Source organism: Parundibacterium terreum (assembly GCF_014636315.1).
GTDB classification, from domain to species: Bacteria; Pseudomonadota; Gammaproteobacteria; order Burkholderiales; family Burkholderiaceae_D; genus Undibacterium; species Undibacterium terreum.
In genome coordinates this window covers 406289-427546 of record NZ_BMED01000005.1, presented here as the reverse complement: position 1 = coordinate 427546, position 21258 = coordinate 406289, and the positions used below count along the sequence as shown (strand labels likewise).

The following is a 21258-nucleotide window of genomic DNA, read 5'->3' as shown; positions in this document are numbered from 1 at the left end:
AATCAAATGGTAATGTCAGGTTGCATAGGCGTAGCCTGTACAACACGGTTATTTCCTGCGCTCTTTGCAGATAACAGGGCTTTTTCGGCAAGGCTAATCAGCGTTTCCGGCTCTACATTGGGGAAGGTATCGGTCGATATCATCCCGGCGGTGATCGTTAATGCAATCTGCGCATCTCCTATCTTGTCCGGATGCGTCATGACGGCCAATCTGATACGCTCCGCCACCGCGGTTGCCACCAGATGCGATGCACCGGGCAGCACAATCAAAAAGACGTCATTGCCAAAACGCCCCAGCGCATCAAAAGGACGGATGCAAGAACGGATGCGGCTGACGATCTTCACCATGATCACGTCGCTGGCTGCAATGCCATGGGTATTGCGAATGACATCGCTCTGGTCCAGGCTGGCAAAAATCAGGGACAGCGGCTTTTCCGCCTTGCTGCAACGATCCATCTCCAGCCGCAAAGAACGCACAATGGCGGCCTTGTTCCAGGTTCCCAAAATAGGATCGATCAGCGAATCGCGCTTCAGGTTGCGGTTCTGCTTGATCAGCTCCAGTTGCGCGTGGTACATCGTGCTCAGCGCCAGTTCGCGCTCTATCATGACCGCCAGGTCACTCAGCAAATGCTTGTCCTCGTCGCTGAATTCGCGCGGCTGATAATCAATCAGGGCCACACTGCCCATCAGATTCTGCGCATGATCCCAGATAGGCTGTGCCGCGTAAAAACGGATATACGGCGCACCTACCACCAGGCGATTTTCCGCCAGCGCGGGATCATTTCGCGTATCCGGAACCACCACTACATCTTCCGGAACCGGCATGCTTTCGCAAAACATCACCTCCAGCGCCGCCATGGAGCGCTCAGCCTTGTCGAATCTCGCAGGCGAGTTGATAAAATTGACCATGCAGTTGGCAACCGAAAACAACCTCAGGCCAAGACGCTCGAAGCGTTTCAGCCGGTTTTCGAATTTTTCGGCAAATACGTTCTCAAAACCTGAGTTGGCCTGAAGCACAGTGGCAGGATTTGAACGATCTAGCTGAGTGGTCATACCGTGCAGAACCTTTATGAAAACCGGATAGCTTGAGTGCCGGCGGAAAACCCTGCGCAAGGCCCAATCCCCCACCGGCGCCGTAACAAGCCGCCGTTATCGCCGCTAAGCGAATAAAGGGAAAGTATTTTGCTTTTTAAGCAATGCCCCCACCGGTTTCCCGCCGCCTTTTTTACGTTCGGCAAGACTACTACGATTACCTTAATCGGCGCGATAATTCGGCGCTTCCTTGGTAATCTGCACGTCATGTACGTGCGATTCACGCATACCTGCAGAGGTGATTTCCACAAACTCTGCCTTGGTCCGCAAATCCTCTATCGTGGCGCAGCCGCAATACCCCATGGAAGAGCGAACGCCGCCCACCAGTTGATACAGGATAGCCAGAACGCTGCCTTTGTAAGGAACGCGCCCTTCGATACCTTCCGGTACCAGCTTGTCGGCATTATTTGCAGCATCCTGGAAGTAGCGGTCGGCGGAGCCGTCTGCCATCGCACCCAAGCTACCCATGCCGCGATAAGATTTATAGCTGCGGCCCTGGAACAGAATCACTTCGCCCGGAGCTTCTTCCGTGCCGGCAAACATGCTGCCCATCATCACGGTGGAGGCGCCTGCTGCCAGCGCCTTGGACACGTCGCCGGAGAAACGCACGCCGCCGTCTGCGATACATGGCACGCCAGTGCCTTTCAGCGCATTGGCCACATTGGCAATAGCGGTTATTTGCGGCACGCCGACACCGGCAACGATCCTGGTGGTGCAAATCGAGCCTGGGCCTATGCCTACCTTGACTGCATCAGCGCCGTGCTCTACCAGAGCCAGTGCCGCCGCAGCGGTAGCGATATTGCCGCCGATGACTTCTATGTGCGGATAATTGGTTTTGACCCAGCGAACGCGATCCAGCACACCTTTGGAGTGACCGTGCGCGGTATCGACGACGATGACGTCTACGCCGGCCTTGGCCAGCAAATCGATACGTTCGTCATTGTCTGCACCCACACCGACCGCAGCGCCTACACGCAGCTTGCCTTGATCGTCTTTGGAAGCGAAAGGATGCTCGGTGGATTTCTGGATATCCTTGACGGTAATCAGACCGCGCAGTTCGAACAGGTCATTAACGACCAGTACGCGCTCCAGCCTGTGTTTGTTCATCAGGCGCTTGGCTTCGGACAGATCCGCGCCCTCCCTGACGAATACCAGCTTGTCGCGAGGAGTCATTTTGGCGCGCGCTTCCGCGTCCAGCTCTTCTTCAAAGCGCAAATCCCGGTTGGTAATGATACCAACGACCGTTTTGCCTTCGACTACCGGAAAACCGCTGATGCCGTGCTGCTGGGACAGGGCCATCACATCACGAATTCTCATCGTCGGCGGAATCGTGATCGGGTCACGCAATACGCCGGATTCGAAACGTTTGACCTTGGCGACTTCGCGGGCCTGTTCTTTCGGTGTCAGATTTTTGTGGACTATCCCTATACCACCCTCTTGCGCCATCGCAATCGCAAGCCTGGCCTCGGTAACCGTATCCATTGCAGCGGAAACCAGAGGGATATTCAGTTTGATATTACGAGTCAAACTCGTAGTAAGTGAAGTATCTTTAGGGAGAATGTTCGAGTAAGCTGGAACGAGTAGCACGTCATCGAACGTGAGTGCTTTTTGGAGTAAACGCATAGCATTTCCTATAGGCGCAAAGCCGCATTATACAGAAAACTTGCCGAGACGTCTTTAACCGTGTAAAACTCTAGCAAATTTCTTTCAAACCCGGCTTTTCGGTCTATCGCCCAAAAAGCCAGACTAGCCCTTTCGGAATAACGATCCATGCAAAAATATCAAAAAAAACTCGTTTTCTCAGTATTGATGTCCTTTTTTGTCTGCGCCTCCGCCTTTGCCCAGTATGTCTGGGTGGATGAAAAGGGAGTCAAGCAGTATTCCGATACACCGCCGCCCAAGTCGGTGCCCAATAACCGCATCCTGAAATCGCCCGGCAAGGCCAGCATTGAAGCCCCATCCCAGGACAACGCGGCGCCTGCCCCGGACGCTGATCAGGCACCGAAGCCGGTAACCACGGCCAGCAGAAATGAAGACTTCATGAAACGCAAGGCTGAACAAGCGGAGAAAGACAAGAAAGCGGAAGAAGAAAAGCGCATCGCCAGCCAGAAAAAAACCAATTGCGAGCGCGCCAGCTCCTATCAGAAATCGCTGGAATCAGGCGTGCGCATTGCGACTACCGATAGCAAAGGCGAAAGAAGCTACTTGACGGACGAGCAACGAGCCAAAGAACTTGCCGATGCCAGGCGCACCACCGCAGATTGTAAATAACTGGATTGTAAATTAACGATGTAGGCGGCCCGGCCTAGGCCTGCCGCTCCACTTTCTGCTTGCCGGCCCGGCGCCGGCGCGCTTCCTTGGGGTCGGCGATCAGGGGGCGATAGATTTCTACCCTGTCGCCGTCATGCAATGGCGCGTCCGCGGCTTTTAATTTGCCATATACGCCCATTCTATGGACCTCGATGTCAATTTCCGGATGTTTTAGCAGTATGCCGCTACGCGTGACAGCATCTGACAGCGTAGCGCCGGCAGGCATCGTCAAATCCAGCAAAGTTATGCCATTGATAGCGGCATAACAAACCTGGACCTTGATAAATCCGGCATCAGCCATATAAAGTCTCTGCACGGGCACAAAAAGAGTCAACGAAACTGTTGGCGATTTTGCCGAACACAGGGCCGATCAGATGTTCCAGCAGCTTGCTGGAAAATTCATAGCTCAGGTCAAACTCTATCTTGCAGGCGTCCGGCCGCAATTCGGTAAACTTCCAGCGGCCGCTTAGCTGCTTGAAGGGTCCGTCAACCAGGCCCATTTCCATCGAGTGTGGCGGGTTGTTCTTGTTTTGCGTCGTAAAACGCTGTTTTATGCCATGATAGTTGATGGACAGTGTTGCAATCAATGTATCATCGGTTCTTTCCTTGACGTGGACTTCACCGCACCACGGCAGAAACTGGGGGTAGTTCTCCACCCCGTCGACCAGCGCAAACATTTGCGCTGCGCTATACCCGACAAAAACTGTTTTATGTACGACTGCCATCAATAAGAACCATTTGGTAGAATCACAATTCGAAATTTTAACCGACTCACTCTGTTTCCTCGTCAAAAAAACACGCAAGTCAGCCCGAAATGAAACTTAAAACGGGATTTTTTAGGCCGAAATAGAAATATTCTTAAAACTGCATGAGCATTGCTGATAACAAAAAAGCCTTTCACGACTATTTTATCGAAGAACAATTCGAGGCCGGGGTCGTATTACAAGGATGGGAAGTCAAAGCCATCCGAGCCGGGCGCGCTCAACTCAAAGAAGCCTACGTCATCGTTCGCAACGGCGAGATTTTTTTGTTTGGCGCGCATATAGGCGCCCTGCCCACTGCGTCTACGCATATTCACCCTGATTCCGTCAGGACGCGCAAACTGCTGCTCAATGCCGCCGAGATCAACAAGCTGATCGGCAAGGTGGAGCGCGCCGGATATACACTGGTTCCGCTGGATATGCACTTCAGCAAAGGCATGATCAAATGCCAGATCGGCCTTGCCAAAGGCAAGAAACAGCACGACAAGCGGGAATCAGAAAAAGAACGCGACTGGCAAAGAGAGCAACAAAAAGTGATGAAGCAGCACAGGCGTTAAAAATGCTGGTGAAGACTGCGACCGGATCAAACCCGGCCGCAGTCATGAATGACTGAATGATATTGCTGTGAACTGATTGGCAGAGACGGGAGTACGGCAGCGAACTAGCGCCCAGGGACGTAGATATCGTGTCCCGCATCATTGATCTGGCGGCGCAGTGCGCGGCGCTCATCAGGCGTCATGCGGCTGCGTTTTTGAGTAGCTTCGCCGCCGCCATTGGATGGGCCGGCTGGTGCAGCCTGGCGCTTGGCCTCGTTGCGCTGTTCGACCAGGGCCTCTTTTTCCATTTTCTTGTCTGCTGCGCGCTGGACTTGCTCTTCCCTGTGCTCAGGGGCCTTGCTTTTTCCGAACGAGAAAAAGCCGCCAAAGCGGCCAGGCTCGGCGAGCGCAGTCAGGCTAACTGTCTGCAGCAGCAAAAAGAAAACAAGTTGTGAACGTCTTATATCCATTCCGTTTTTCGCAAACAAGCGACTTCCTAGCTATGAATGATCAAGAAATCTTTTGTGTCAACGCAGCAATTATGCTCTAAGTACATCGTGGGAGGCCAGCATAAAGCGACGGTTTTATGCTTAAATCCAACGCTGGACATTCAAATAAATTATTTGATGTTAGTTTATGCGCTGCTGTTCGCAATCCTCCAGCCAAATCGGTAAAGTGTGTAACAGTTTGTAATGGATTAACAAAATATGACGATCAAATTTGTTTCTGACAGTAACATACCCCTATGAATACTATAGATAACAACCCCGACAACGCCGCCAATAGCGGACCGAAAGCAAAAATCCTCGTAGTAGACGACGACGTTCGCCTGCGTGACCTGCTGCGGCGCTATCTGACTGAGCAAGGCTTCAACGTCGTCAGCGCGGAAAACGCGCAGGCCATGAACAAATTATGGATACGCGAGCGCTATGACTTGCTGGTGCTGGACCTGATGCTGCCTGGAGAAGACGGCCTGGCAATTTGCCGCCGCCTGCGCGGTGCCGGCGACCAGACTCCCATCATCATGCTGACCGCCAAAGGCGAAGAAGTGGACCGCATCATCGGCCTGGAAATGGGCGCGGACGACTATCTGCCAAAACCTTTCAGCCCACGCGAACTGGTCGCCAGGATCAACGCTGTACTGCGCCGCAAGACCCCCGATGAATTGCCTGGCGCCCCCTCCGATGGTCCGCAATCTTTTGAGTTCGGCGACTTTGTACTGGATCTGGCAACCCGCACGCTGAAAAAGAACGGTGAAAATATCGCCCTGACTACCGGCGAGTTTTCTGTGCTGAAGGTATTTGCCCGCCACGCAAGGCAGCCGCTATCGCGCGAGAAATTGATGGAATTGGCCCGTGGCCGCGAATATGAGGTATTTGATCGCAGCCTGGACGTGCAAATCTCAAGATTGCGCAAACTGATAGAGCCGGACCCATCCAATCCCCTGTACATACAAACTGTATGGGGCCTGGGCTATGTGTTTATCCCTGACGGCCAATCCCGTCAATAAACAGTATCGTTAGCGATTTTCATCGAGACCTTGCCGCCCAAATGTGAATGCGCGCCTATTTAAACAGTTTTGACTGGCTCCTGAGCGGGCTGTTCTGGCGCACATTCTTTTTGCTGACCTTTCTGGTCATGAGCAGTATGGCGGCCTGGTTTGCGAGCTTTCGCATGGTGGAACGCACCCCGCGAGCGCAGCAGATCGCGGCCCAGATCGTTTCTGTCGTCACGATTACCCGCGCCGCTCTCACCCACTCCGCTCCCGACAAACGCACGGAATTGCTGATTGATCTGGCCAGCAATGAGGGCATACGTATCTATTTGCTGGAGGATACGGACAAGATAGACCCGCCGGAAGAAACTCCCATCTACCGGGAACTGCAAAGCCTGGTGCGGGAGCGCCTGGGTGAAGATACCCGCTTTGCCAAGAAGATGAACAATGTTCCGGGCTTCTGGATCAGTTTCGAAATCGACGGCGACCAATACTGGCTAAAACTGGATGAAGGCCGGCTGGAACCTGCGACCGGCCTGCAATTGCTGGGCTGGGCGGCGATTACCCTGTTCCTGACCTTGCTCGGCGCGGCCTTCATTTCCAAGCTGATTAATGAGCCGCTGGCCCGCCTTAGCGCTGCCGCCCGCATGCTGGCCAAAGGCAAACAGCCCAAGCCGCTACCTGAAGCAGGTCCGAACGAAATCAAGGAAACCAATATCAGCTTCAACCAGATGGTGGAAGATCTTGTGCGTATAGAATCAGACCGCGCGGTGATTTTGGCAGGTATCTCGCACGACTTGCGCACGCCGCTGGCGCGCATGCAGCTTGAAGTTGAAATGGCCAGCCTGACCGATGACGCCCGGCTGGGCATGCAGTCCGACCTGAGCCAGATGGACGCCATCATAGGACAGTTCCTGGTCTACGCAAAACCGTCTGAAGAGCTGAACTTTGAATTTGTCAGCCTCAGCGATATGCTGGAGCAGATCATTGAAGAATACTCCCGGCAAAGCGACATCATAGTCCGTGCAGCGATTCATCCGAACATGGAAATTCAGGGAAACACGGTTGAACTGCACCGCTTGTTTACCAATATTATCGAAAATGCACGGCGCTACGGCAAAACCGCCGACACCGCTTTCACCCACATTGATATCCGCACCAGCTACAAGAACAAGGAAAAGAAACAGGGCATCATGCTCAGTTTCCGCGACCACGGCCAAGGCGTGCCCGAGGCCGACCTGCCACGCCTGCTGAGACCATTTACCAGGCTGGACGCAGCGCGTGGCCAGGCTAACGGCTCCGGCCTGGGGCTGGCTATCGTGGAGCGCATCGTCAAGCGCCACCATGGCAAGCTCAGGATATCCAACCATCCGAATGGCGGCTTCATGGTGCTGATCGCCTTTCCGTAATAAGCTTGCAACTAAGGCTGCGAACTAAGGCTGCGCACCAGGACTGGAAACCTGGCCACCGATATCCACGGCCACCTTTTTGCAGACTGATTAAAAAAACGGCTGCCCATTTCTGGGCAGCCGTTAGTCGTTTAGCCTTCCTTAAAGTCAGCGCATTGTGCCTATTTCTGTGCCAACTTCAATTCATTGCCATCAGCCGCAGGCGTTGCAGCGGCCAATTGGTAGGACATCTTCAGCTTGCTATCTACCGCCTTGGCAGGAGAGATCGCTCCGGCTACAGCAGCCGTACGCACTGCCCCTTTGGCGCCCAAGCCGGCAGCGTGGGATAAATCCAGGGTAGTCCATCCAACAACGCCGGCCACGCCAGCCGCAACGGCAATACCGCTGAATACCGAGGTGCGCAGCTTGCCGGCGCGTTTTGCAGGCAAGGCCACGGCAACCGGGGCTTCCGACAAAACTGCCTCAGCGCGATGACGCCAAACCAGGTTTTGCTCAGTTTTCTGCGTGAAACGGGTCAGCAATTCTTTCGCAATTGATTCTGCCTGCTCGGTTTCACGCTGCAATTGCAGGCGTGCGGCCTCAGTCTCTTGCTCCAGTTGCGCCTGGACCTGTTGTTGCTGGCGCTCCATTTCACTGGCTTCGGCTGCTGCCTGCTGCGCTGCAATCAATGCCGCCTGCTGCACTTCCATCGCTGCCTGTTCCGCTGCAACGCTGGCCTGCAAAGTCGCTACTGCATGTGCTTCCAGTTCCAGGCGCTGCTGCAGCAATGCATTGTTTTCCTGCTCAAGGGCGAGCTTCTGCAGAACTTCTTCGCACAGCTTGCTCTCGGCCACTTGCTGTTGCTGCATGGTTTCAGCCAGTTGACGCTGCGCCACCAGACGGTCTTCTTCCAGTTGTATCAATTGCTGCTGTTGCAGTGCCTGATGCTCCAGTTGAGCGGCGATTTGTTTGGATGCCTGTTTTTGCTCTTCTGCGAATTTAACTTCAGCAGCATTCAACTCTTGTTCCAGTTCCAGACGCTCTTGTGACGCTTCGCGCGCAGCCAGTTCCTGCTCAGCACGCAATTCGCTTTGCCTGCACAGTTCCTGTTCCATGCGCACGCGCTGTTCGGATTCTGCAAAAATCATTTTTTCGGCGGCGATTTTTTCTTCTATCGCAGCCAGTGCAGCTTCATTCAACGCGATCTTTTCCTGCTCCAAGCGCAACTGTTCTTGTGTTGCAAGCAGCTTTTCCTGTTCCAGATCGGCATGCTGCAATTGGGCTTGCTGCAATTCACGCATATCCTTTGCGTGGATTTCGGCCAGCTCGGCTGCCTGCTGTGCGATCTGTGCTTGCTGCGCAAGCAATTCGGCAGCTTCCCGTTCACTGGCAAGCCTGGCCTGGATATTCTGGTTCGCTTCATGCTCGGCCCTGGCTTTCGCTTCGGCTATCGCCAGCAATTCCTGTTCCGCTTTTTGGCGCTTGCCGGCTTCAGTGAAAGCCAGTTTTTCCATCGCCAATTTACGCTGCACCAGATCAGCAGCGTTCAATTCCGCTGCTGCCCTTTCATTTTCCAGGCGAGCCACTTCGGCAGCGACCTTCAGCTTTTCTTGCACAGCCTCATTTGCAACCCGCTGCGCTTCCGCATGTTCTGCCGATTTCGCAAACAAAGCCTGCTCAGCCGCAAGTTTCGCTGCCAGATCCGCCGCAGCCTGCTCTTCCAGCTCAGCCCTTTGGCGAGAGACGTCAGCAACGCCATGTTCAAACTCTGCACGCTGCGCGACAGCTTCGCGCTCCCTGTTCTCAGCTTCCAGTTTGGCTTGCAATTCCAGTATCAACTGCTGATCAGCCTCGCAACGCGCCTTCTCGGCGATTGCAGATTCAACCAGCAAGCGATTCTTTTCATTCAGCGCCTGCGCAGCATCGCGCTTGTTGTCCGCCTCTTCGGCAGAAGAGGCGATCCAACGCTGCTCCGCCTGATTCAACTCTTCGACGGCGCTTTTTACTGCAGCGTCCGCCCGCAATTTTTCCTGCACCAAGTTCAGCTGCTGCTGTTCTGCAGCCGCCCGGGCCTGCGCTTCCTGGCAAGCCAGCGCTTCTGCCACTTGCCTTTGCGCCATCATCTGGGCAGCGCCCTGCTCCGCTTGCAGGCGCTGCTGCTGCAATGTGTGCGCCGTCTTTTCATCCAGCAAACGCTGCTGGGTCAGTTGGGCAACCAGATTCTGCGCTTCTGCGTGAGCCGCCATTTCCTGATACAACGATTGTTCGCCATGCAACAGCGCCTCAGTGGAAATACGCGATTGCCTCTCCACATTTTCCCGCGCATCGGCATAGTCTTTCAACTGCTGTTCTGCCTGCAGTTTTGCATTTGCCTCATCGCGTGCACGCCGCTCTGTATCCAGTTTTTGCTGGGTGAGCTTGACCAATTGCGCATCTGCTGCAAGGCGCTGCGCGGCAGCCTCCTCCAGCTCTGCCACCTTGTGCATCTTCGCAACCAGCAACTCCCTGGCCTGATGCTGTACTTCTGCAAATGCTTTTACCCTGCCGTGCAATTCCTGTTCTTGTGCAAGCTTGGCTTGCGCTGCGCCTTTCGCCTGCTGTTCAGCCACGGCCCGCGCCGCTGCCAGTTCGGCTTGTAATTGTTCCGCCTGCGCACGCGCCGCTGCATCTGCCAGCGCTGCCTGTTCGGCGTTCAGCCTTTCCTGAGCTGCCTGCATTTGCAATTGCTCAATCCGGGCACGCTCTTGCTCAGCTTGCAACTGCTCCTGCAAAATAGCGACATTGCGCTGCTGCGCCAGCGCTTTTTCCTTCTCAGCGTTGGCTAATTGCTCCGCAACGCTTGCTTTTGCACTCAGTGCCAATGCCAGTTCCTGCTCCGACTTGGCCTGAGCCTGGTTTTGCGCCAGTAATTTTTTCCCGGCTTCCAGCTTGATCGCAGTCGCAGCGAGTGTTTCCTGTTCTGCGCGCAACTTCGCATTGCATACATCCAGTTGCTGCTGTTCCTGGGCGGCTTTTTGCTCCAACTCAATAATCAATTGCTTTTCAGCGGCCAGCTTTTGCTCAACGACAGCCAAGGCGCGTTTTTCGGATTCGGCACGCAGGCGCAAAGTCTTGCCCAATTCCAATGCCTCTGCGACTTTGGTCTGGGCAATGGTAGAGGACTCGCGTTGCAACTCTGCATGCTCAGTCATTTTTTCCAGGCGCAACTGTTCTGCCTGCAACATTGCCTGACGGGCTTCCTTGGCGGCTGCTTCCTGCTGCTGGCGCTGATGGAACACTGCCGCGTGCTCGCGGTCTATCACGGCGCGTGCGATAACCTCTTCAGCAGCAGCGCGTTCTGCTTCCAATTTTTGCTGAGCGGCAACGACGGCCTCATGCTCGGCCTGCAAGCGGACTTGCTCTGCCTTGCCCAGCTCTACCGCCTGGCGCGCTTTGACCAAAGCAAGTTTGGCGGCTTTCTTTTGCATTTCGGCAAGCTGCTCTGCTTGTTCTAGGGCATGTTTCTCGGCGGTAGCTGTCGCCTCCAATGCCATCCTGGCTTCTTTTTCGTGCAAAGCCCTGGCTTGTGCAACTGCTTGCGCTTCTTCTTCTGCCTGCAAACGAGCTTCAGCCTCTGTCTGCGCAGCTTGCTCCAGGCTCAATTTTTCCTGCGTGGCAAGGATGACTTGCTGTACTGCGCCAGCACGTTTGCGCTCGACTTCCAGCTTGTCACGCATCAGTTCTGCCGCTTTTTGCTCATCGTTCGCGCGTTGCTGCTCAAGACGCAACAATTCTGCAGCGTCTTCTTCTTTTTTGACCGCCAGTGCAGCGATTTGCTGTTGCAGCTCGGCCTGCTCCTGGTTCTTTTCCAGAATGGCTTGCTCAGCCGCGCATTCCTTTTCACGCGCCAGCTTGACCTGGGCTTCAACTTCCTGCTGCTCCTTCAGCAAGTTGATACGGACTTGCTCCAGTCTTGCAGCCTCTTCCGCCTGCTCGACCTTTTTCTGTTCTGCCTGTAGTTTTTCCTGGATAGTCCGCGCAACCTTTTGCTCGGCTTCTACGCGCGACTGCTCGGCGTGTGCCAGTTCCAGCGCAGCCTCGGCCGCTTGTGCCGCAGCCACACTGGTTTTCTTCAACAATTCGACATGCAGTGTAGATGCTGCCAGAGCCTGCTGTTCAGACTCTGCCTGTTCACGCGCCAGGCTCAGGGATTCGGATTCCCTATCGGCACGTTCCTTGGCGAGCATGGCTGCCCGCTGCTCTTCCTGTGCCCGCTGCTGTGCAGCCTGCCCGGCATGCTGCTCCAGCATAGCGCGGCGACGCGCCTCTGCAGTGGCAGCAGTTTCCGCTTCCAACCGTATCCGTGCTTCTTCATCGGCAAGTTGTTCCGCTTCTATCCTGTGCATTGCAGTAGACTGCAATTCGCGCTCGGCCGTGATGCGGGATTCTGTCACCTGGCGTATGCTTTCTTCCGCATCGCGCCGGGCTTGCGCCGTTGCCGCAGCGATCAATTCGGCCTGCTCCCGCTTGGCAGCCGCATTGCGCAATTCCGTCTCTGCCTGCAGGCGCATCTGTATCGCTTCTGTAGCACGGCGCTCAGACTCTACACGCGCTCTTGCCATTGCCTCGTGTTCCTGCTCCATCGCTACCCTGGCCAATGCATCTTCGCGTGCACGGACTTCTATCGGTGCGCGGTTGATTGCAAACTCCAGCGCCATTGCATCGGCGTCGTCGCGCTCTTTGGTCAGTTGCAGGGTTTCGGTGCGGACTTTCAGCAGCATTTCAGCAGTTTCACGCGCTTCGCGGTCGCGTTTTTCACGCTCCCTGGCCAATTCGGCAATGCGCAAATCGGCACGCGCGCGCTCCTCCGCTTCCTGGCGGGCTGCATCGGATGCAGCAAAACGCTCGCTGGCCCAGTTACGGGCATTCAGGGTTTCCCTGGCCAGGTTTTCGGCAACGAGCTTGGCTTTGGCACCAAGCTCAGCCTCGGCTTCCAGTTGCTCTGCGGCCCGTTTATTCGCTTCTTTTTCAGATTTGGTGCGCTCTTCGGTCTGCTGGCGCGCCAACTCGTCCATCTTGATGCGTTCTTGCAGCTCCAGCGTTTCTTCATTCGCTGCAGCGATCCTGGCTTCACTCGCCTGGCGCGACAGGCGTTCAGCCTCCAGACGCGCACGATTACTGGAGAGGACATCCTTATCCAGTTCGGCTTTTTGCCGGGCTAAAGCGGCGGCTTCGGCATCTACCTGGGCGCGATCTTCAGCCAGAGCACGGGCGCGGGCCTCTGCCAGCACGCGATTTTCTGCGGCAACGGTAGCGCGGGCCTCTGCCTCGACACGGGCGATTGCCTCGCGTATGCCTTTGACGTCTATCCGGGAATTAGACTCAAAAGGAGCTTCCGACGCATGGAACTCTTCTCTTAAATCGGCATGCGTATCCATGGAAAAATTTCCCATAGACAATCTATTTGACAATGCCTTTGCGTCCATTCTATGCCTCCATTGAGAGTCGCTCCCCGAATCGGAGCTTTACTAACATGGATTATCACTGAACAGAAAGGCAAGCAATTGATGAATCAGAACGGGAAACACTGCCTATTTCCCGTTTATTCAGGTGTATGGGCGGCTGAAAAGCCGCGGAAGGCAAGCGCCGTACCGGGCCTAATGGCCTGCCGATGCAAACTCGGTGTCGTATATTTCCAGCAGCCGGCGCGAACTGATACGGAAGGCATCCAGCACCTGCGGATCAAAATGCCCCGGCATTACCCGTCCGTCGCCGTTCAGGATAATGTCCAGCGCTCTGGTTTGCGTAAAGGCCGGCTTGTAAGGCCGCTGGGAACGCAATGCGTCATAGACGTCGGCAATCTGCATGATACGGGCGGCCAATGGTATTTCTTCGCCGGCTAAGCCGTGCGGATAGCCGGTGCCGTCCCAGCGTTCATGGTGCCACATCGCGATTTCACGGCCCATCGTCAGGTAGGGAGACTCCCCGCCATCCAGCATTTTGGCTCCCAGGGCGGAATGCGATTTCATGATTTCCCACTCATCTTCCCGAAAACCACCCGGTTTTTGCAATATCGAGTCTGGAATTCCGATTTTGCCAACATCGTGCATGGGGCTTGCATAAAATATCCGCTCGCAAAAGTCGGCGCTCATGCCCATGGTTTCCGCCAGTTCCACGCAGTAGTAGCTGATGCGCTTCACATGGGCACCGGTCTCCTCATCCCTGTAGGCGGCAGCCCGGTTCATCGTTTGTATGGTTTCACGATAGCTGGAGGTCAGTTGCGCAGTGCGCTGTTTGATCTGTCCTTCCAGTATCTGGGTATGGTTGGCCAGGAAATTGGTATATTCACGCAGCCGCAGCAAATTTCTCACCCTGACCCACAGTTCCGCCCTGTCCACCGGCTTGGTGAGAAATTCTTCCGCCCCCACTTCCAGCGCACGGATCTTGGAGTCGCGGTCATCCAGCGACGTGATCATGATGATGGGGATGTTCTTGGTTGCTGGATCCAGCTTCAGCCTGCGCGCCACTTCAAATCCGTCTATACCCGGCATGATCAGGTCCAGCAGGATCAGATCGGGCTTGAAAATCGCGGTTATTTCCAGCGCTTCTTCGCCGTGGGTCGCAATCCTGGTGCTATAGCCGCCGGTACCCAGCACTGCCTCCAGGTATTTCACATTATGGACATCGTCGTCAACGATGAGTATGCGAGAGTCTGTGTCCGCCATCATTACCTCCATTCGTGCTTCCTTGCCAGTGCCTGTTAAGCTATGCCGGCTTCATGATGCTACGGCTTGATTGGATTGTGCTGCCGATTACGGGATTACCTCAGCCTTGTCCGCAGGGCCCAGCCAAGTTAGGCAAAAATCAGACGAAATTCAGGCGTAATCCAGACAAAATAAACGATGCAGCCTACCTCTCCACGTCTCGTTCCAGATGCCTCGCTACTTGCGCCAGCAATTCGGGATAGTGGATAGGCTTGGTTATGTAGCCATCACAGCCGGCTGCAAACATCCTCTCATCGTCACCTTTCATCGCATAGGCCGTCAGCGCGATAATAGGGATGTGGCGGGTCGCAGCGTCCGCCTTGAGGATGCGGGTAGCCGTCAAGCCATCCGTGCCGGGTAGCTGGATGTCCATCAGGATCAGGTCGGGCAACTCCTGTCTTGCCTGCTCTATTCCCTGGGCACCGTCCACCGCCTGCACTACCTGATAACCGCCACTTTCCAGCACGATGACGGCCAATTTCATATTGGCCTCATTATCTTCAACAACAAGAACTTTCATCGTCATTCCCTCTCTGAGGATGCAGTGGCAACCACCAGTTGCCTTTGATGTTCTTTACGCATAGTCATTTGCAGTAATCGATGTATTTCACTCATAAGTGTTTCGGGCTTGAAGGCAGATTTTTCAATGATTGTAGCAATATGTCCGTTCAATGCCGCACGGTCCGCCGACGTCAGCATCTTCGATGTCATGACTATAATCGGTATATTAACAGTTGCTGCATCTGTTTTCAGAGCTTCCACCACATCGAAGCCGCTCAGCTCCGGCATGATCAGATCAAGTATCAGCACATCCGGATGCCCTATCCTGGCCGCAGCAATCCCTTCGTAACCGCTATACGCACGTTCGACGCTGAAACCGTCCTGCTCAAGATGGGTGCTGATGATACGCACCGCCTTGGGATCATCATCGATCACCAGTACACGCACAGGTTTGGCTTTGCCTGTCTGCATGCCTATGCTGGCAAAAGCGTCTGCCAGATCCTGCCTTGATACCGGTTTTTGTAATACCTGGGTAGCGCCTAGGCTGATACCCTTGCCCGCATCGGCCACTATCGACACGATCAGTACCGGGATATGCGCCAGGCGGACATCCTGCTTCAGGCGGGTCAGCACATCCCAGCCGTCTATCCCGGGCAGCAAAATATCCAGCGTAATCACATCGGGAGGGTCGGCAGCTGCTACTTCCAGCGCGTGTTCACCGCTTACAGCCCGGCTGACCTGCAAACCCGCAGCCTCCAATTGCAGGCGCATCGTATGCGCAGCCTGATCGTCGTCCTCTACAATCAGCACCGAGAACCGTTGCTGCGCGTGATTCTGCTGATGGCGGCGCGGAGGGACGAGTCTCTCTATCCTTTCATCGCCGGAGACCGGTCCAACCGGCAACACGGCCTGCGCAGGCATGTCCCCGGCCAGCTTGTACGGCAGCCACACGCTGAAACGGGAACCTTCGCCCGGCACCGATTCCACCGCCAGCGCGCCTCCGTGCAATTGCACCAGGCGCTTGACCATAGCCAGGCCAAGCCCTGTGCCTTCATAGTGCTTGGACAAAGCAGAATCCAGTTGTACAAATGGCTCGAACAAGCGTGGCAGGTCTTCCGCCTGGATGCCTATGCCGGTATCAGCCACAACAATCTCAAGAAAATCGGTATCCGTCGTGCTGACGTCAAAATAGCTGCCATTGGGAGGTGCGGTGGGAGCTGCGGCCCGTTTTAAATCGAAACTGACCGTCCCTCCTTCAGGAGTAAATTTGATCGCATTGGATAACAGGTTATAGACAATCTGTTTCACCTTCCTTGGGTCGGCGACAATGTCGGGCAGGTCTGGATCGATATTGCTCTGCAGTTTGACGCGATGCGTCATCGCCCTTTCCTTGACGATGGAAAGGCTGTTGTTATACAACAGTTGGATAGGTAAAGGCGCCATATCCAGCGTCATATATCCGGCCTCGACCTTGGACAGGTCCAGGATATCGTTAATCAGCGACAGCAAATGCTCGCCGCTGGTATAAATATCCCTGGTAAGTCCCTGCTGCTGCGGAGTCAGCTGGCCAACCAGATTTTCTTTCAATATCTCTGAAAAACCGATAATCGCATTCAGCGGAGTCCTCAGCTCGTGAGACATATTTGCCAGAAACTCGCTCTTCATCCTGCTCGCATCTTCCAATTGCAGGTTTTGCCGCGTAATTTCCTCGCCGCGCACGCGCAACTGCGTAGCCAGCAGTTGCAGGTTTTCATGCTGTGTCAGATTGTGCAGGGCCACACCCAGTTGGCCTGCCAACTGATCGACAAAATCACGGTCGCGCGGGCTCAACTCGCGAGCCGATGCCAGTACCAGTACGCCAAAACGCTGCTCCTGGTAAATCACGGGCACCATCAATACTGCCTGCGGCTTAAAGGCAAAAATACCGGTATCTATTTCCAGTTTGCCAGTCTCAGCCGCGTCCTGCAGCAGCATCGCCTTGCCTGATTGTGCAACCTGCCCTACCAGCCCCTCACCGACCCGGATTTCACGCGGTGCACCTGCCGGCATGCCCCAGCTCGACTGTGCCGTAAATATCCCTCGCCATTCATCATAGTCATAGTAGGCGGCAACCGGAAACGCCTGCTCGGTAGCCAGCAGTTCAAACATGCCCTGCAACAGCTCGGCGCGCTCGCGCACATTATTGAATAGTGCCAGCGTCTTGCGCTGCGTCTGGTCGTACGCAGCCGCCTTGCGCAAGGCCTCTTCAGCGATCTGGTGATCGACAATCTCTCTTTGCAATTCATCATTGGTGAGAGATATCTGCGCAGTACGCTCAGCCACCCTGTGTTCCAGCAATTGCTGGTGCTGGCGCAACTCCGTCTCCGCCTTCTCACGCGCTACCCGGCCATTCAAGGCGGCGATACCGTAAGCGAGATCCGCCGCCAGCTCCTCAAACAGGCTTTTTTCAGTATCCGGAAAAGCCCTCGCTTCTGCACCATGGACTGACAGCACACCGATCACTTCGCCATTGCTGAGCAAAGGCAGGGACAGCGACGACAGGAAGCCCCTCTTGACAGACTCCACATGCCAAAATCCGGGATTGCCATCGTCGTCGAAATACCGCTCAATCAGTGGCCGCCCTTCCCGCACCGAGCGGCTTGCCGGCTCCTGCCCCTGGGTGCCATCGCCCCAGCTTAGCTGTACGATATTCAGGTAACCCTGCTCCTCGCCAAAATGCGTCAGAATTTCCACGCCCTGCCGGACGTCGGCTTTCAGCAGTCCGACCCATACCAGCGGATATCCACCATCCTGTGCAATATGCCTGCAAAAACTCTGCAGTAATTGCTGCTTATCCATGGCGTGCACCAGTACCTGGTTACAGTTGCCTATCATGCGCAACACCCGGTTCAGCGCCTTGATTTCCGCTTCGCGCCTGCTGCGCTCCTGTTCGCGCTTTTCCAGGTCGGCCGCAGTCAAGTCATACTGGTCCATCAATATACCTATTTCTCCGCTGATGCGCGGCCCTCCGACCCGCGCCGAAAAGTCACCCGCGCGCAGGGCTTGCGAGACATGGATAAGACGCATCATGGGCCGCCGCACCAGGCGCTCAGCCAAAATCCAGGCCAGTATTAGTGCAAACACCGTAAAGAAGGCCAGCGCAATCATATTCCTTACAAATGCCTGCTCCAGTGCGCCAAACAGCTCCTGCTCGGAAAGGGTCGCCACGATCCAGAACCGGTAGTCGCCCAGCTTGACCGGATCTACCGCATAGCGGCGAGGCTTCTCGTCAAAGCCCATGCCCCTGGTCACGAAGGCCGCCTCCCAACTGCGCAATAAGGGACTCACCACAGGGTGGAGCTTGCCTACACGGCCGATCTCGCTAGGAAAACTTGCCAGTATCCGGCCTTCCGCATCCAGAAAAATCAATCCTATACCCGGCCTGTTCTTGGTACGCCCTTCATCGTTGGCTATCCAGCCCAGGCGCATGAAGGCCGCGATGACGAAGCGCACATGCCCGTCGGCGTCACGCGCCGCAAAAGAAACCGGCAATATGGCTTCGCCGCTGATGGTGCCTATGGTGGGAACGCCAACGACCGCACTGTGGCTATCCAGGGCATCCTTGAAGTAGATGCGGTCGGCGACATTGATTTTCTTTCCGGTACTAATCAATCCACCGCAGACGATGTCGCCATTCAGGTTTGATATTGTGATATTCGAATAGCGCGGCAATCGCTCCAGCAGCGCCTTCATTGTTTTCGGACAGGCGTCCGCATCCATTTGCCGCACTTCGGGCAAATTCGCGACAGTCTGTATCAGCGCCGACGTGGCATCGCTGATACGCGCAGTAGCCGCAGCCACTTCGCGCGACATGGTTTGCAACTCATTGATTTCACGCTGTTCGCCTATTTCGCGCGTCACAGTCGCATATTGGACGTAGAGTGCCAGCACCGGAACCAGGATGACGATGATGAGCAGCAGCATGCGAGCGCGTATGCCTGCAAAATTGGATCCGAATTGCTCACTGCCAGAGCTCATCTACCCCCCTGTATCACGTCCGGGATGCATTGAAGGAAATCTCGGCCTACGAGTCCAGATTAGACGGCAAAGTGCAAAACTGTCAATGTTTTTGAATATTTAGCAAGAAAATTTAACAATGTCGCAAGGCATGTGCAAGTGGCCCGCCCTACCGGGCCATCGACTGCGCCATATTTAACTTGTCTCGTGTATTCCTGGTTCCAGTCCTTCGGTTCATTGCCGCCAGTGCCCCACTAGATTTGGTCTGCGCCAGGCAGGCATACGCTGTTTTTCAAATGCAGATATATTAGTGATTAGTAGGGGCATGACCAATACCATTAAAAGCATTTCCGTTCACGGCAATGCCAGCGTAAAATTGAGGCCTAGCCAGGATTTGCCGGCGGCAAAGCAGCAAGTCCTGATTGCTGCGACCATGTCCATGTGGTCACCAGCCGCCCAGGCACAGGCATAGCAGCAAAGTATCCCTTACCCATATACGGAGAATCACCTTGTCAGATTACGTGACGGAAATCAGGCATCCCCTGATGCAACATAAACTTAGCCTCATGCGCAGCAAAGAAACAACGACGGACAATTTCCGCCGCCTGTTGCGCGAGATCAGCCAGATGCTGGCTTATGAAGTCACCCGCGACCTGCCACTGGAGTTCGTCACGATAGAAACGCCGATGGCAACCATAGAAGCGCCAACAATCAGCGGTAAGAAATTGTGTGTCATTTCCGTGCTGCGCGCAGGCAACGGCATCCTGGACGGCATGCTGGACCTGCTGCCGGCAGCCCGCGTAGGCCATATCGGCTTGTACCGCGACCCTGAAACGCTGGAGCCGGTAGAGTACTATTTCAAAGTGCCTGACGACATCGCAGAGCGCCTGGTTATCGTGGTGGACCCTATGCTGGCAACCGGCAATTCTGCCGCTGCGGCAGTCACCAAGCTGAAAGAGCGCGGTGCTACGTCGATGAAATTTGTGTGCTTGCTGGCAGCGCCTGAAGGCATCAAGGTCATGCAAGCGGCCCATCCGGATGTGCCTATCGTGACTGCATCGATAGACCAATGCCTGAACGAGCATGGTTACATCATCCCCGGCCTGGGCGACGCTGGCGACCGCCTGTTCGGCACCAAGTAATACCCCCTCCCTTTCGGCATGGTTCTCTGCGCTGCCAGCAGAGAACCTCTTCACAGATTCAAGCATGAATTCTTTATCGACGAGCATACAGTCAACGCCGGCAAGTACGCTGGCATTGCATTCCAAGCTGCCGGAAGTGGGCACCACCATTTTTTCCATCATGTCGGCACTGGCCGCTGAAAAAAAAGCGGTCAACCTGGGGCAAGGGTTTCCTGATTTTGAGTGCGATCCTGCCCTGACCGGCGCGGTCTCCGCTGCGATGGCGGCGGCACACAATCAGTATCCTCCCATGCCCGGCGTACCCATGCTGAGAGAAAGGATCGCCGCCAAGATTGCATCGATCTACGGCCACAGCTATGACGCCGCCAGCGAAATCACGATCACGGCAGGTGCGACCCAGGGCATCATGACCATACTACTGTCTTGCGTACATGCAGGAGATGAAGTCATCGTCATCGAGCCGGCGTATGACAGCTATGTCCCATCGATTCAACTGGCAGGCGGCGTGCCGGTGTTTGTCTCCATGGAGCTGAATCAGCACGGTTATACCATTCCCTGGGATAAAGTCGCGGCCAGCATCCGCAGCAAAACCCGCCTGATCATGCTGAACTCTCCGCACAACCCTACCGGTTTCGTACTCAGCGCGGCAGACGTCAAGGCGCTGGCCGACATCGTGCGCGGTACCCAGGTCCTGATTGCCTCGGACGAAGTCTATGAGCATATGGTCTACGACGGCGTACGGCACGAATCGCTGTGCCGCCACCCGGAACTGGGAGAACGCAGTTTCATCATTTCCAGCTTTGGAAAAACCTACCACGTGACCGGCTGGAAAGTCGGTTATGTCGCAGCTCCTGCAGCATTGATGGCCGAGTTCCGCAAGGTGCACCAATTCAACGTATTTACCGTCAATACGCCTATGCAGGTGGGCATCGCCGAATACATGAACGATCCGGCGCCGTACCTGAATTTACCGGCTTTCTACCAGCGCAAGCGCGACCTGTTTCGCGATGGCCTGAAAAATTCACGCTTCCGCATGCTTCCGTCTGCGGGGACCTATTTCCAGTGTGTCGACTATACGGCGATTTCGGATTTGCCCGAGCTGGAGTTTGCCCAGTGGCTGACGGCTGAAGTGGGTGTCGCGGCCATTCCGGTATCGGCGTTTTACAAGCAGCAGAAAGAGTCCGGCATCGTGCGTTTTTGCTTCGCCAAGCAGGATGCAACTTTGCAAAAAGCGATTGCCTGCCTGCAGAAAATCTGAAAGGCGCCATACATTTGCACGTAAAAAAAGCAGGGAT

Annotated in this window: 16 protein-coding genes; 7 read left to right on the top strand and 9 right to left on the bottom strand. The window is 55.2% G+C overall.

The features are described 5' to 3' along the window. Positions 1–2: 2 nt before the first annotated feature. Together IEW12_RS22670 and guaB are read right to left on the bottom strand one after the other, a co-directional pair. Positions 3–1052, bottom strand: a complete 1050-nt coding sequence (locus IEW12_RS22670; protein WP_188568385.1) for a GGDEF domain-containing protein — start codon at positions 1050–1052, stop codon at positions 3–5. A 201-nt stretch (positions 1053–1253) separates the two neighbouring features. Next, on the bottom strand, positions 1254–2714 hold the full coding sequence (guaB, locus tag IEW12_RS22665; protein ID WP_188568384.1) for an IMP dehydrogenase: 1461 nt from the start codon (positions 2712–2714) through the stop codon (positions 1254–1256). Between the two features lie 147 nt (positions 2715–2861). On the opposite strand from guaB, the gene IEW12_RS22660 reads away from it, so the two are divergent. Next, positions 2862–3362 carry a DUF4124 domain-containing protein gene (locus IEW12_RS22660; RefSeq protein WP_188568383.1) on the top strand — a complete coding sequence of 167 codons (501 nt, stop codon included), beginning with the start codon at positions 2862–2864 and terminating at the stop codon, positions 3360–3362. A 34-nt stretch (positions 3363–3396) separates the two neighbouring features. On the opposite strand, the gene IEW12_RS22655 is transcribed toward IEW12_RS22660, so the two are convergent. Beyond that, entirely contained in the window at positions 3397–3702 is a 306-nt protein-coding gene (locus IEW12_RS22655; RefSeq protein WP_188568382.1) for an RnfH family protein, read from the bottom strand. Next, a complete protein-coding gene (locus IEW12_RS22650) occupies positions 3695–4126 on the bottom strand; it encodes a type II toxin-antitoxin system RatA family toxin (protein ID WP_188568381.1) in 432 nt (143 codons plus the stop codon). Before IEW12_RS22650 ends, IEW12_RS22655 begins: the two co-directional genes overlap by 8 nt. Positions 4127–4269: 143 nt before the next feature. Between IEW12_RS22650 and smpB the strand changes: the two genes are divergently transcribed. Beyond that, on the top strand, positions 4270–4719 hold the full coding sequence (gene smpB, locus IEW12_RS22645) for an SsrA-binding protein SmpB (protein WP_188568380.1): 450 nt from the start codon (positions 4270–4272) through the stop codon (positions 4717–4719). A 104-nt stretch (positions 4720–4823) separates the two neighbouring features. Here the strand turns inward: smpB and IEW12_RS22640 are convergent, their stop codons facing one another. Continuing rightward, a complete protein-coding gene (locus IEW12_RS22640) occupies positions 4824–5168 on the bottom strand; it encodes a hypothetical protein (RefSeq protein ID WP_188568379.1) in 345 nt (114 codons plus the stop codon). 275 nt (positions 5169–5443) lie between these two features. Between IEW12_RS22640 and ompR the strand changes: the two genes are divergently transcribed. Beyond that, the gene (gene ompR / locus IEW12_RS22635) at positions 5444–6208 is read left to right on the top strand and encodes an osmolarity response regulator transcription factor OmpR (RefSeq protein ID WP_188568378.1); all 765 of its coding nucleotides are present in this window, start codon (positions 5444–5446) and stop codon (positions 6206–6208) included. A gap of 47 nt (positions 6209–6255) precedes the next feature. After that, positions 6256–7602 carry an ATP-binding protein gene (locus tag IEW12_RS22630; protein ID WP_188568377.1) on the top strand — a complete coding sequence of 449 codons (1347 nt, stop codon included), beginning with the start codon at positions 6256–6258 and terminating at the stop codon, positions 7600–7602. A gap of 161 nt (positions 7603–7763) precedes the next feature. Here IEW12_RS22630 and IEW12_RS22625 read toward each other — a convergent pair whose 3' ends face one another. The 4 genes from IEW12_RS22625 to IEW12_RS22610 form a co-directional block, all read right to left on the bottom strand. Next, the gene (locus IEW12_RS22625; RefSeq protein ID WP_188568376.1) at positions 7764–12998 is read right to left on the bottom strand and encodes a hypothetical protein; all 5235 of its coding nucleotides are present in this window, start codon (positions 12996–12998) and stop codon (positions 7764–7766) included. A 219-nt stretch (positions 12999–13217) separates the two neighbouring features. After that, a complete protein-coding gene (locus IEW12_RS22620; RefSeq protein ID WP_229751289.1) occupies positions 13218–14288 on the bottom strand; it encodes an HD domain-containing phosphohydrolase in 1071 nt (356 codons plus the stop codon). Positions 14289–14469: 181 nt separating this feature from the next. Beyond that, positions 14470–14844, bottom strand: a complete 375-nt coding sequence (locus tag IEW12_RS22615) for a response regulator (protein ID WP_308789154.1) — start codon at positions 14842–14844, stop codon at positions 14470–14472. Between the two features lie 2 nt (positions 14845–14846). Next, positions 14847–18842, bottom strand: a complete 3996-nt coding sequence (locus tag IEW12_RS22610) for a response regulator (protein ID WP_188568374.1) — start codon at positions 18840–18842, stop codon at positions 14847–14849. Positions 18843–19146: 304 nt separating this feature from the next. Here IEW12_RS22610 and IEW12_RS22605 point away from each other — a divergent pair, with 304 nt between their 5' ends. The 3 genes from IEW12_RS22605 (at position 19147) to IEW12_RS22595 (ending at position 21221) form a co-directional block, all read left to right on the top strand. Next, positions 19147–19293, top strand: a complete 147-nt coding sequence (locus tag IEW12_RS22605; protein ID WP_188568373.1) for a hypothetical protein — start codon at positions 19147–19149, stop codon at positions 19291–19293. A 22-nt stretch (positions 19294–19315) separates the two neighbouring features. Then, on the top strand, positions 19316–19963 hold the full coding sequence (gene upp / locus IEW12_RS22600; RefSeq protein ID WP_371874571.1) for a uracil phosphoribosyltransferase: 648 nt from the start codon (positions 19316–19318) through the stop codon (positions 19961–19963). Positions 19964–20027: 64 nt separating this feature from the next. Further along, positions 20028–21221, top strand: coding sequence for a pyridoxal phosphate-dependent aminotransferase (locus IEW12_RS22595; RefSeq protein ID WP_188568371.1), 1194 nt, complete (start codon positions 20028–20030; stop codon positions 21219–21221). Positions 21222–21258 lie beyond the last annotated feature (37 nt).